This is a genomic window from Kitasatospora sp. NPDC004745 (genome assembly GCF_042873275.1).
Classification (GTDB): Bacteria; Actinomycetota; Actinomycetes; order Streptomycetales; family Streptomycetaceae; genus Kitasatospora.
In genome coordinates this window covers 316,452-328,522 of record NZ_JBIALK010000001.1, presented here as the reverse complement: position 1 = coordinate 328,522, position 12,071 = coordinate 316,452, and the positions used below count along the sequence as shown (strand labels likewise).

Annotated in this window: 11 protein-coding genes and 1 pseudogene; 5 read left to right on the top strand and 7 right to left on the bottom strand. The window is 73.1% G+C overall.

The window, feature by feature from the left end; all coding sequences use genetic code 11:
- Nucleotides 1-39: 39 nt before the first annotated feature.
- Together ACFYUY_RS01240 and ACFYUY_RS01235 are read right to left on the bottom strand one after the other, a co-directional pair.
- A complete protein-coding gene (locus ACFYUY_RS01240; RefSeq protein ID WP_387896907.1) occupies nt 40-507 on the bottom strand; it encodes an NUDIX hydrolase in 468 nt (155 codons plus the stop codon).
- Nucleotides 494-1,225 carry an XRE family transcriptional regulator gene (locus ACFYUY_RS01235; RefSeq protein ID WP_387896906.1) on the bottom strand — a complete coding sequence of 244 codons (732 nt, stop codon included), beginning with the start codon at nt 1,223-1,225 and terminating at the stop codon, nt 494-496. Before ACFYUY_RS01235 ends, ACFYUY_RS01240 begins: the two co-directional genes overlap by 14 nt.
- 145 nt (nt 1,226-1,370) lie before the next feature.
- Between ACFYUY_RS01235 and ACFYUY_RS01230 the strand changes: the two genes are divergently transcribed.
- Nucleotides 1,371-2,048: a hypothetical protein gene (locus tag ACFYUY_RS01230; RefSeq protein ID WP_387896905.1), complete on the top strand. Its 678-nt coding sequence runs from the start codon at nt 1,371-1,373 to the stop codon at nt 2,046-2,048.
- A 16-nt stretch (nt 2,049-2,064) separates the two neighbouring features.
- Here the strand turns inward: ACFYUY_RS01230 and ACFYUY_RS01225 are convergent, their stop codons facing one another.
- The 5 genes and pseudogenes from ACFYUY_RS01225 to ACFYUY_RS01205 form a co-directional block, all read right to left on the bottom strand.
- Nucleotides 2,065-2,301, bottom strand: coding sequence for a helix-turn-helix transcriptional regulator (locus ACFYUY_RS01225; RefSeq protein WP_387896904.1), 237 nt, complete (start codon nt 2,299-2,301; stop codon nt 2,065-2,067).
- 593 nt (nt 2,302-2,894) lie between these two features.
- Nucleotides 2,895-3,194 (bottom strand): annotated as a pseudogene (locus tag ACFYUY_RS01220) (cytosine permease); the annotation flags it as partial.
- Between the two features lie 36 nt (nt 3,195-3,230).
- Nucleotides 3,231-4,253: a TIGR03842 family LLM class F420-dependent oxidoreductase gene (locus tag ACFYUY_RS01215; RefSeq protein ID WP_387896902.1), complete on the bottom strand. Its 1,023-nt coding sequence runs from the start codon at nt 4,251-4,253 to the stop codon at nt 3,231-3,233.
- Between the two features lie 192 nt (nt 4,254-4,445).
- Nucleotides 4,446-5,876: a dihydropyrimidinase gene (hydA, locus tag ACFYUY_RS01210; RefSeq protein ID WP_360205313.1), complete on the bottom strand. Its 1,431-nt coding sequence runs from the start codon at nt 5,874-5,876 to the stop codon at nt 4,446-4,448.
- A gap of 11 nt (nt 5,877-5,887) precedes the next feature.
- Nucleotides 5,888-6,730, bottom strand: a complete 843-nt coding sequence (locus tag ACFYUY_RS01205; protein ID WP_360205310.1) for a nitrilase-related carbon-nitrogen hydrolase — start codon at nt 6,728-6,730, stop codon at nt 5,888-5,890.
- 485 nt (nt 6,731-7,215) lie between these two features.
- Between ACFYUY_RS01205 and ACFYUY_RS01200 the strand changes: the two genes are divergently transcribed.
- From ACFYUY_RS01200 to ACFYUY_RS01185, 4 genes are all read left to right on the top strand, one after another.
- A complete protein-coding gene (locus tag ACFYUY_RS01200) occupies nt 7,216-10,569 on the top strand; it encodes a hypothetical protein (RefSeq protein WP_387896899.1) in 3,354 nt (1,117 codons plus the stop codon).
- 146 nt (nt 10,570-10,715) lie between these two features.
- Nucleotides 10,716-10,793, top strand: coding sequence for a putative leader peptide (locus tag ACFYUY_RS01195; RefSeq protein WP_107086570.1), 78 nt, complete (start codon nt 10,716-10,718; stop codon nt 10,791-10,793).
- A 195-nt stretch (nt 10,794-10,988) separates the two neighbouring features.
- Nucleotides 10,989-11,642 (top strand): cysteine dioxygenase, encoded by a 654-nt coding sequence (locus ACFYUY_RS01190; protein ID WP_387896897.1) that lies wholly within the window; start codon nt 10,989-10,991, stop codon nt 11,640-11,642.
- Nucleotides 11,636-12,034 (top strand): rhodanese-like domain-containing protein, encoded by a 399-nt coding sequence (locus ACFYUY_RS01185; RefSeq protein ID WP_360205304.1) that lies wholly within the window; start codon nt 11,636-11,638, stop codon nt 12,032-12,034. Before ACFYUY_RS01190 ends, ACFYUY_RS01185 begins: the two co-directional genes overlap by 7 nt.
- Nucleotides 12,035-12,071: the final 37 nt, after the last annotated feature.

Below are 12,071 nucleotides of genomic sequence, written 5' to 3'. Positions count from 1 at the left end.
TGTGACGAGTCTGTGACCGGCTCGGGACCTACCCGCCGGTCAGCGCACCACCGGGATCGCACCAGACCGCCAGTCGACCAGGCGCTTGCGGATGCTCGGCACCATCGGCAGCTCATCCGTCTCGGCGGGGGTGAACCAGGCGACCTCGAAGGACTCGTCAGAGGTCTGGAGCTTTCCGCCGATCGGCCGGCCGAGCAGGCAGATGCTGAACTCTTGGCGAACCTCGCCGTCGTCGTAGGCGAAGACGTGGCCCGGATTGGTGTAGGTCCCCACGATGCCGGTGATCTCGATGTCGAGTCCGGTCTCCTCGCGGGTCTCGCGAATGCCGCACCCGGCGAGGGATTCGCCCAGGTCCATTTTCCCGCCCGGCAGGGCCCACATGCCGTTGTCGGTGCGACGCTGTAGGAGGACGCGCCCAGCGTCGTCGACCACGACGACGCTCGCAGCCGGAACCAGCGAGTTTGCCTTGGGGGCGTTCGGGTCGTCCTCGTAGTCACGCCTGGGCATCGACTGCCACCTCTGCTGTCGGGATCGTCCACACGTCGCGCCCCTTGGCCCACAGGTCTTCGATGTGGCCGGCGAACCGATCGAACACGCCGTCGTCCTGGCACCTGCGGAGGTGCATCATCGGGGCGTCGTGGCCGATCCTACCGGGCAGCAACGGGGTGACGATCATGTCGTCGTCGAAGCGGAAGGCGCTGAGCGACACGTGCCCGGTCTCGTAGCGCGTCTCGATGCTGGTGTCCCGCAACTTGGCCAGCTCAGAGAGCGTCACTTCGATCCGGGTGGAGAGCGTGAGCGGCACGTCTTCCTCGGACTCCCGCTGTCGCGTGACAGGGCTCGCGGGGTCGCCGAGGACGAACCGGATTCTGACGCCTGCCGCGGCCTTCTGCCGGAGCAGGTCGCCGAAACGGGCGTGCTCCAGCCACAGGAAGTAGTTGGTGTACCCGGCGAATGTCAGTTCGCTAGTGGCACCCCTTATCAGCTGCCGCCACAGCGTCGCCGGCGCCGCGGACCGGTACGGGTACATCTGCACAAGCTCCCGGTCCGGGCCGCTCTTCACCAGTTGCCGTACTGAGGGCCAGAGCACGGTCTCCTCCTCGCCGAGGGCCCGGCTCGCCGCCGCACGGTGCCGGGCATGGGGCTCGCGCTCAGGTTTGGCGATCCACCGACTGACCGTTTTGGGGTCGACTCCGCACGTCTCGGCGAGCTTGGACTCGGTCATGTTGGCACGGACCATCGCCGCATGGAGGGGACTGTTCACGGACTCGCCTCTCACGGTTGGGACGAATCAAGGTGTACCGCAGAAACGTCCCAAACGTCCCTGAAACGCGGTATGACGTCCCGGCAGTTCGGCCGACCATCTAAGCGTGACGACCCCGGCACCGCTGACCAGCGCCCAGCTGCACGGCCTCGCTTGCATCCGATGCGGCGGCCAGGACGGCGAGCTGGCGCCGGCGGGTCACGCCTACACACCCAGCGCCCCTGGCCGCATCCTGTACGGCTGGGCCGTCGTGGGGCACCCCGACTGTCTTCGAGGAGACGACGACGTGGAGACCAACCCCGGCGATCTCAGGGTGGCGGTGGACGGCTACCTGGAGCCGGCAACGGCGCCCTTCACGGCCGCCCTCACCCTGGTCTGGCAGGCCGTCCGTGACCTGCCGATGGTCGACTACCAGGGCCGCTACATGCACCGCCTGCTGGGGAGCGGCAGCACGCTGGCGGTTGAGCAGCTGCTGGACGAGCGGGGCGCTGTGGAGCTCCCCCTCGACCTCGGCGCGGCCGGCACGACGACGGTCCGGATCCAGCGGGGCGACGGCCTCACCCGCGCACAGCGGACGCTCGCCCGGTACACCGTCGAGCAGCTCCCGCCCAGCCCCCGGGGTGTGTCCCACTGGGCGGTCCGGGACACCCAGACGGGAGAGCTGGTCCGCGATGACGACGGCGAGGTGCGCCGGTTCTCCACCGAGTCGGGCGCCAGCGAGTGGCGGCAGCGACAGGGCTATCTCGCCGGGTACCGCTCGATGCCCGGAGGGGTGGCCCGGTGACCGCCCTGCAGGCCCGTCAGAGCCCCCGGAACAGCTCCTCCATGCTGCAGTCCAGCTCGCGCGCGATCAGCACGTACACGTCGATGCTGCTGCCGTAGGTGGCTTGCTCGACCCGGTTGATGGTCTTCCGGTCGACGCCGATCGCGTGTGCGAGCCCCTCCTGAGTGAGTGAGCGGACTACGCGTAACTCGCGGACGCGGGTGCCGACGGCGCGGCGCTGGGCGAGAGCCCAGGCGGGCAGTTCTGTCGGCACTCTGACATGGCACACCGTTCAAGATCAAATGTCTGTACCAAACCTGGTACAAATGCCCTCAGCGGGACAAAGAGGCGCCGAGAGTCGAACACTGGATAACCACTCGGCAACACACCTAGCTGACCAGTGCGTACGCGTGTCAAGTTAGACGCCTCAGGCCCTCTCAGCAGCCGAAGATTCGAACGTTCAAACCCCCGACACAGGAATCCCGTGAGCCCGAGAGACCTCCTCCGCCTCTTAGCCACCCGAACGGTCGACCCCCACCCTTCGGCCCCACCTACACACACACTCAGCACCCCCCACACCTGCAGGAGCGCCGTGAGCACGCCAGTCCCACCATCCGACTCGGGACACACTTCCGCAGCCACGCAGATGCGGCTCCGCCACGCGAAGGCGCAGCTCGAGGAAGTACGCAAGACGGACCTCGCTGACGAGACCCCGGCCTCGATGATGCTCATGATCGACAGGCTCGCCACGACCATCGACGGGCTCCTCGAGCTGGTCGCCGAGCGACCCGCGGAGGCAGGCGACTCTCCTGGCGCTTAGGTCCCGACAAAGCCCAGCCGTGTTTGTCCTTTACAAACGCTGTCGTTGAGCAGCATCGGAACGAGCACCACGAGGTTGGCGACCGCGATGGTGAGCACGGCCTGTTTCCAGTCCATGCCGAGCGCGACCAGCCCGGAGGCGAGCGTCCAGGAGGGGATGTTGTGGGCCATGCCGACCCAGAGCGCCAGGAAGTTGTAGGTGGTCCAGGTGCGCCGTTCCACCGGGACGGGTCGCAGGTCGTCGTTGGTGAAGCCGTTGGCGGGCAACCGGCCCGCGGCCGGGTCGAGTTCGACCCGGCCGTCGGGGTGCTGCCGCTGCCCACCGCCGCCGAACGCGGTCTCGGCCATGGGCGACTCCCGTCTGCGCGAGCGCGGTTGCGGCGGTCAGGACCGGGCGAGGTGCGGGATCACGTCACTGCCGTAGGCGTCGATGGTGGCCTCGACGGCGTCGTGCATGGCGTAGACGGCGAACTGGTCGACGCCGAGGGAGCGGAGCTGCTCCAGCCGGGCGAGTTGGGCCTGCGGCGGCCCGATGAGGCAGAAGCGGTCGACGATCCCGTCCGGGACGAAGGCGGTGTCCGGGTTCCCGGCCCGGCCGTGGTGGCTGTAGTCGTAGCCCTGGCGGCCCTTGATGTAGTCGGTGAGGGCGTCCGGGACGAGGTCGGAGTGGGCGCCGTAGTGGGTGACCAGGTCGGCGACGTGGTTGCCGACCATCCCGCCGAACCAGCGGCACTGTTCGCGGGCGTGGGCGAGGGCCTCCGGGGAGTCGTCCGCGGTCACGTAGGCGGGGGCGGCGACGCAGATGGTGAGCGCGTCCGGGTCGCGGCCGGCCTCGGCGGCGGCGGAGCGGACCGCCTTGATCATGTACTGGGTGAGGTACGGATCGGCCAACTGGAGGATGAAGCCGTCGGCCTGACGGCCGGTCAGCGCGAGTGCCTTCGGCCCGTAGGCGCCCATCCAGATCGGGAGCTCGGCGCCGGGCCGCACCCAGGGGAGGTGCATGTCGGTGCCGTCCACCTCGACGGTGCGCCCCTCGGCGAGCTCCTTGACGGCGTGCATGGCCTCGGACAGCCGGGCGAGGGTGGCGGGCCGGCGCCCGGCGACGCGCATGGCGGAGTCGCCGCGGCCGATGCCGCAGACGGTGCGGTTGCCGTACATGTCGTTGAGCGTGGCGAACAGGGAGGCGGTGACCTCCCAGGTGCGGGTGGAGGGGTTGGTGACCATCGGGCCGACGGTCAGCCGCTCCGTCTCCGCGAGGATCCGGCTGTAGATGACGAAGGGTTCCTGCCACAGCACGCAGGAGTCGAAGGTCCAGCCGTGGCTGAACCCGGCCCGTTCGGCGCGGATCATCCGGTCGATGAGCAGGCGGGCGGGCGGGTCGGTCTGCAGGACGAGGCCGATGTCCATGGGTGGCTCCGGGGAGAGGGTGGTGCCGCCGGCCGGGCCGTTGGCGCGGGCCCGGCGGGCGGCGGGATCTGGTCGGCGGGGGATGGTCGGCGGGGTCTGGTGGGCGATGGCGGGCCGTCGACGGCGGGCTGCCGACAGCGGCCCGGGCCGGTTCGGGCCGGGCCGGGCCGGGCCGGGCCGGGCCGGCTCAGGTCAGGTCAGGTACTGGCAGGTGTCGCGGCGCAGGAAGGTGCCGTGGCCGGCCCGGCCGAGCCACTGCCCGTCGTCGAGCACCACGGTGCCGCGCGAGAGCACCGTGCGGGCGCGGCCGGTGAGCCGGCGCCCCTCGTAGGCCGAGTAGTCCACGTTCATGTGGTGGGTGGCGGCGGAGACGGTCTGCACGGCGGAGGGGTCGTAGACGACGAGGTCGGCGTCGGACCCCGGCGCGATGGTGCCCTTGCGCGGGTGCAGTCCGAACATCCGGGCCGGGGTGGTGCAGGCGATCTCGATCCAGCGGCGGCGGGTGATGTGCCCGTCGACCACGGCCTGGTGGAGCAGGTCCATCCGGTTCTCCACCCCGGGAAGGCCGTTGGGGATCTTCGAGAAGTCGCCGCGGCCGAGTTCCTTCTGCCCGACGAAGCAGAACGGGCAGTGATCGGTGGAGACCACCTGGAGGTCGTTGGCGCGAAGCCCGCGCCAGAGCGCCTCCTGGTGCTCGCGCGGGCGCAGCGGCGTGCTGCACACGTACTTGGCGCCCTCGAAGCCGTCCGCACCGGCCTCGGCGAGGTTGTCGGTGGAGAGGAACAGGTACTGCGGGCAGGTCTCGCCGAAGACGTTGAGCCCGGCGTCGCGGGCCTGCGCCAGCTCGGCGAGGGCGGAGGCGGCGGAGACGTGGACGACGTAGAGCGGGCTGCCGGCGACCTGGGCGAGCTTGATGGCCCGGTGGGTGGCCTCGGCCTCCAGGAGCTCCCGGCGCACCTCCCCGTGGAAGCGGGGGGCGGTGCGCCCGGCGGCGAGGGCCTGCTCGACCAGCACGTCGATGGCGATGCCGTTCTCGGCGTGCATCATGATCAGCCCGCCGTTGGCGGCCCCGCGCTGCATGGCGCGCAGGATCCGGCCGTCGTCGCTGTAGAACACGCCGGGGTAGGCCATGAACAGCTTGAAGGAGGTGGACTCGCCGGAGTCGACGAGGGCGTCCATCTCCTTGAGGACGCCGTCGTTGACGTCGGAGACGATGGTGTGGAAGGCGTAGTCGACGGCGCAGTTGCCGTCGGCCTTGGCGTGCCAGGTGTCGAGGCCCTCGCGCAGCGAGCCACCGACGGGCTGGACGGCGAAGTCGACGATGGTGGTGGTGCCGCCCCAGGCCGCGGCGCGGGTGCCGGTCTCGAAGGTGTCGGAGGCCGCGGTGCCGCCGAAGGGCAGTTCCATGTGGGTGTGGGCGTCGACGCCGCCCGGGATGACGTAGTGGCCGGTGGCGTCGATGACGGTGTCGGCGGTCCAGGCCCCGGCGGCGGTGCTGCCGGTGGTGGCGAGCGCGACGACGCGTTCGCCCTCGACGAGGACGTCGGCGTGGAGTTCGTCGGTGGCGGTGATGACGAGGCCGCCGCGGACGACGGTGCGCTGGTGCGGGTCGCGGGTGGTCATCGCGGTGCTCCTCACGCCTCGGAGATCGGTCCGTAGGCGTCGGGCCGGCGGTCCCGGTAGAACTGCCACTGCTGGCGGACCTGTTCGATCAGGCCGAGGTCGAGGTCGCGGACCACGAGCTCCTCCTCCTTGTCGGAGGCGACGTCGCCGACGAACTGGCCGCGCGGGTCGACGAAGTAGGACGTGCCGTAGAAGTCGTTGTCGCCGTACTCCTCGGTGCCGACGCGGTTGATGGCGGCGACGAAGTACTCGTTGGCGACGGCGGCGGCGGGCTGCTCCAGCTGCCAGAGGTAGGAGGACAGGCCACGGCTGGTGGCGGAGGGATTGTAGACGATCTGCGCGCCGGCCAGGCCCAGGGCGCGCCAGCCCTCGGGGAAATGGCGGTCGTAGCAGATGTAGACGCCGACCCGGCCGACGGCGGTGTCGAACACGGGCCAGCCGAGGTTGCCGGGCTTGAAGTAGTACTTCTCCCAGAAGCCCTTGACCTGGGGGATGTGGTGCTTGCGGTACTTGCCGAGGTAGCTACCGTCGGCGTCGATGACGGCCGCGGTGTTGTAGTAGACGCCGGTCTGTTCCTCCTCGTAGACCGGGACGACGATCACCAGACCGAGTTCGCGGGCGAGGTCCTGCATCCGGCGGACGGTCGGGCCGTCCGGGACGGCTTCGGCCCAGCGGTAGTGCTCGGGCTCCTGGACCTGACAGAAGTACGGGGAGTTGAAGACCTCCTGGAAGCCGATGATCTTCGCGCCCTGGGCGGCGGCCTCGCGGGCGTACCGCTCGTGGAGGGCGATCATGCTCTCCTGGTCGCCGGTCCAGCGGGTCTGGACGAGCGCGGCACGGACGATCTGCGACATGGGTACCTCCGCAACTCCGCTGCCCGGCCGTGGGGTCGGGCCTGCGGTCTGAGGGTTGACGGGGCGGGTCTCGTCTGCGGGTCCCTGGGGATCCGCAGGGGTCTACGTGCGTAGAAAGCGACCTGTAGACCGTAGGCCGGGCCTCGGTGGCCTGACAATACGTCGGGGGCAATGCGTCTGGGGCGATCCTGTTGTGCGGACACGCGGATGGCCCTGGATGGGATGAAACGATCATCTACCCCGGGAGCGGGCTTCTTACTCATTCGAGCGAAACCGGGCACTCCACGTGCGGGATCAGCCACGGCCGGGTAAAACGCGGCTGGAAGCGGCTGCGCACCGTTATCCTCCGGGCGCGCAGCGCGACTCAGGGGCGGCAGCACAGCGGGGCGGCAGAGCGGCAGCACGGCGGGGCGGCACCCGATCGCGGCCGCACCCGGGCGGGGCGAGGGGATCGACCGGGCGGATCGAGCGCGGGGAAGAGGCAGTTGAACGCAGTCGGGGAGGCGAAGGTGGCGGCCACGGTGGAGCGCGGCCCCGGCAGGCTGCTCCGGTGGGCCCGGCGCGACGGCCACGCGGGGCGGCCGCCCGCCCTGCCCGCCTGGGCCGGTCTGCTGCTCTCCCCCGGCGCGCTGCTGCCGCTCGCCCTGGGCGTCCTGCTGTTCCGACTGCGGGCGCCCCGGGTGCGGGACGTCGCCCTCCAACTGGCCGGCTCCCGGGCGGCGGCCGAGTCCGTGGTCGGCGGCCGGACGGCGGAGTACCTGGCCGCGCTGCGCGTCGACGCCTGGCTCATCGCCGGGTACGGCCTGACCTCGACGGCCGTCGCGCTGCTCGGCGGCTACGTGTTCGGGCGGCCGCGCTGGCGGCTCACCGCGCTCGCCGCCGGCGGAGCCGGACTGCTCGCGGCCTGCTGCGACGCCGGCGAGGACGTCCTGCTCGCCCTCGGCCTCGACGGCGGCCGGGCGGGCTCCGACGCCCCCTTCGCCGCCGCCACCGCGCTCGCCACCGTCAAGTGGCTGCTCCTGCTGCCCGCCGGGGTGGCGGCACCGGTCGTCCTGGTGGTGGTCGCCGCCCGGGCCCTGCGCGGGATCGGGCGGCGACGGGCCCGGCGGGGCCCGCCGGCCGAGGCGGGCGCCGCCGAAGCCACCAACGCCGCCAACGCCACCGAAGCGTCCGCGGACGCGCCCGCCGGTGCCGACGCCACCGACCGGCCGCTGCTGATCCCGCCCTGGCCGGTCGCCCCGCCGCACGCCCGGCACGGCGCGGCGCACTCTCCGGGCCCCGAGCCGTCCGGCTCCCCCGCCGCGACCGGGCACCACACGCACTGGCGCGACGGCTCCCGGGTGCCGCCGGGCCGCGAGCCCGCACCGCTCGGCTTCTGCGTCTCGGGCGGCGGGATCCGCTCGGCCTGCGTCACCCTCGGCGCGCTCCAGTCGCTGCGGCCCTGGCTCAAACGGGCCCGCTACCTGGTCTCGGTCTCCGGCGGCGGCTACACCGTCGGCGCGATGCAGCTCGCGCTCACCGACTCCGCTCCCGGCTGCCCGGTGCACGCCGTCTCGGGTCTGACGGCCGACACCGTGCTGGAGCCCGGCTCGCCGGAGGAGGACCACCTGCGCCGCCACGGCAGGTTCATCGCCGACGGCGCCGGCGAGTGGCTGGTCGCGCTCGGCACGCTGCTGCGCGGGGTGATCTCGGCGTTCGCCCTGCTGCTCGCCGCCCTGCTGGTAGTCGGCCTCGGGCTCAGCCGCTTCTACCACCTCGTGCCGCTCACCGACCTGGACGGCCTGGCGGCGGCCGGTCTGCGCAGGGCCGGCGCCGTACCGGGCCCGCTGGAGTTCCGGCCCCCGGCCGTCGCCGCGGTGGCCGGGCTGCTCGCGGCCGCGGCAGGGTGCTGGCTGCTCTGGCTGCTCGCCTTCCCGCCGCTGGGCTGGAGCGCGCTGCTGCCGCGCGCACTGCGCTGGCTCTTCCGCGCCGCGCTGGCCCTGGCCGGCCTCCTGGCCGTCGGGGTGCTGGCGGTGCCCGGGCTGGCCTGGGGCGCGGTCAGCCTCCAGCAGGCGCTCGCGGCGGGCCCGCAGCTCACCGGTGCCGGGCTCAGCCTGACCGTCGTGCTCAGCTACCTGGCGCTGCTGCTCGGCATCCTCTGGCGCGACCGGCGGACGATCCGCCGGGGCGCGGCCGCGCTCGGCGGGGCGCTGCGCGGCGCCGGGCGGATCGGCGGCGGACTGACCGCCAACCTGCCCCAGTACGTCATGGTCTGGGCTGCGCTGACGGCCCTGTCCGCGGCCGCCCTGCTCGCCCTGGGCTGGGCCGTCGCCACCGGGTACGCGTGGCCGGCGTCCGTCCAGGTGCTGCTGCCGCTGGTCCTCGGCGCCGTCGGGCTCAACCTCGACCAGACCTGGACGAGCCTGCACCCGTTCTACCGGCTGCGGCTCGCCTCGGCGTTCGCGGTGCGCCGGGTGGCGGAGGGCGGCCGGGTGCTGGCCCGCCCGTACGACTTCTTCCGGGAGCAGACGTGGCTCAGCCACTACGCCGCCCGGCACCCCGACTTCCCCCAGGTGATCTTCTCGGCCGCGGCCAACCTGTCCGGCAACTCCCGCACTCCGCCCGGTCGTCGGGCGGTGTCCTTCTCGCTCTCGCACGACTACGTCGGCGGCCCGGACGTCGGGTACGCGCGCACCGACGCGCTGGAGCGGCGCACCCGGCGGCACATCGCCCGGGACCTCACGGTGCAGTCGGCGATGGCGGTCTCCGGTGCGGCCTTCTCCTCCGCGATGGGCCGGCAGTCCCGCGTCTACCAGGGGCTCTTCGCGGCCACCAACGCGCGGCTGGGCACCTGGCTGCCCAATCCGGCGGTGCTCGGTCCGGCGTGGTCCGATCCCCCGGACTGGCGCCGCCCGGCGCAGCCCGCCGTACGCCGCCTCCCCTACCAGCTGCGGGAGTTGACCGGCCGGTTCCCGGCAGACGACCGCTTCCTGCTCACCACCGACGGCGGCCACTACGAGAACCTCGGGCTGGTCGAGCTGCTGCGGCACCGGGTGCGGACGGCGGTGTGCGTCGACGCCAGCGGGGACTCCGGTCACGAGGACAGCCTCGCCGCCGCGATCACCCTGGCCCGCGAGGAGCTCGGCGTCGTCATCACCCTGCACCGGCCGGACCTGCTGGCCCCCGGCAGCGCCGCCGAACAGGCCGGGGACGGCCACGGCGGGCCGGGCGCACCGCCACCGGCCGGCGCGCTCGCGGCGCGCTACTCGGCCCGGGCGGTGATCACCGGGGACATCCTCTACCCCGAGCCGCTCGACGACCGGTCGGCCCCGGGCGGAGCACCGGTCGAGGCGGACGAACGGACCGCGGCCCGGGCCGGCACCCGGGACGGCGGCGGCCGGCACGGCACGCTGATCGTGCTGCGCGCCGCCCTCACCGCCGACATGCCGTACGAGCTGCACGCCCACGCGGCGGTCAACCCGGCCTTCCCCAACGACGGCACCAGCGACCAGTGGTTCGACCACCGGCAGTTCGACGCCTACCAGACGCTGGGGCGCTACCTCGGGGACCGGGCCGCGCCGGTGATCGAGGCGGCGCTGGCCGGGCACGCGGCAGCCGCGCACGGGAGCGGAGCCCGGGGCGGGGGCGCCGCGTGCCCGGGCGGAGCCGGGGCCGTCCACGGGAGCGCGTACGGGGGTGAGGGTTTCGGCGGGCACGAGGGCGGGGCCGGTGAGCGGGCCCCGGCGGAGGCGGACGCCGGGGGCGCGGCCACCACCGGGTCGGTGCCCGCACAGCCGGCGCCACCGGTGCCCGCCGCGCCGGCTCGCCCCTCGGCCGGGGGCCCGACCGTCACCGGGTGACCCGACCGCCGGCCGTACGGCGCCGGCGGGCGGGTGACACGCCTTCCGCCTTCACGATTGCCCTGGCCACCTCCCGGATTGCCCGGGCCGCCTCGGAGATTGCCCTGGCTTGACTTCGTCCGGTTCGCTCGGGAAGGATCCGGCACATGGACTCCGGCGCCACTCTGGTTTGCCGCCTGCACGTCGATCTGCGACGCCAGGCGAGTTCCATCTGTGCCTGTTGACCTTGCTCCTTACCGCCGGTCCCGCCCTGTGACGTCCGCCAGGGTCCGTGCCGCGCAGCCGCACCCGAAGTTCTGATCCCCCGCCCCGCCCGGCGCACCCGTACGTGCCGTGCCGCTCCGTCGGCCCGCGCCCGCCTCGTCGCCGCCGGAGCAGGGCGCACCCGCCGACGTTCCCGCCGCACCCGAGGACGCCTCATGAGCCTGCACCTCGTACCCGACGACCCGACGACCACCCCCGACACCGGCACCGGGGCCACCGGCACCAGGACCGGCACCGTGACCGGCAGCGACACCGTGCCGGTCCGCGCGGGCGCCCCCGCCACGGGGGCCCCGGCCTCCCCCGGCACCGCCGGCCCGGCGACCGCCACGGCCACCGCCCTCGAGGAGGCCCGCGCGCCGCTCACCCCGAGCGCGCTACGGGCCGTCGTCCGCGAACTGGCCGAGCAGCCCGACCAGTGGATCCACCTCGTCCGCCTCTCCACGGACGAGCGCTGGTACCAGCGCCTGTTGTCCGACGACGACCACGAGGTGTGGCTGATCAGCTGGCTGCCCGGCCAGTCCACCGGCTTCCACGACCACGGCGGTTCGCGCGGCGCGTTCACCGTCGCCCTCGGAGAGTTGGAGGAGCTGTCCCTGGGCGGGCCGGACCAGGGCCTGCTGATCCGCCGGATCCCGGCCGGAACCGCCCGCGCGTTCGGTCCGGAGTACGTGCACGACGTGCGCAACACCGCCTCGGGCCCGGCCGTCACCCTGCACGCCTACTCGCCCCCGCTGGGCACGATGGCGCACTACGACCTGCGGGCCGGAGGGCTCGTCCGCACCTCGACGGAAGGACCGGAGCAATGGTGACCACGATCGACGACCTGGTGGAGCGGGCCCGTGAGGGAGTCCACCGGCCGCGCGCCCGAGAGGCGTACCAGTCGCAGCTGGAGGGCGCACTGCTGGTCGACATCCGCCCGGCGGCGCAGCGGGCGGCGGAGGGCGAGATCCCCGGCACGCTGATCATCGAGCGGAACGTCCTGGAGTGGCGGCTGGACCCGACGGGCAGTCACCGGATCCCCGAGGCCTCGGGCTACGACGTCGAGGTGATCGTGGTCTGCTCGGAGGGGTACGCCTCCAGCCTGGCCGCGGCCTCGCTGCGGGAGCTGGGGCTGCACCGGGCGACCGACCTGGACGGCGGCTTCGTCGGCTGGGCGGCCGCCGGGCTGCCGACCCGTTCGAGCGGCGGGGCTGCCGGGTAGTCGGGCGGTTTGGGCCCGCCCCGTCGGACGGGCGGGC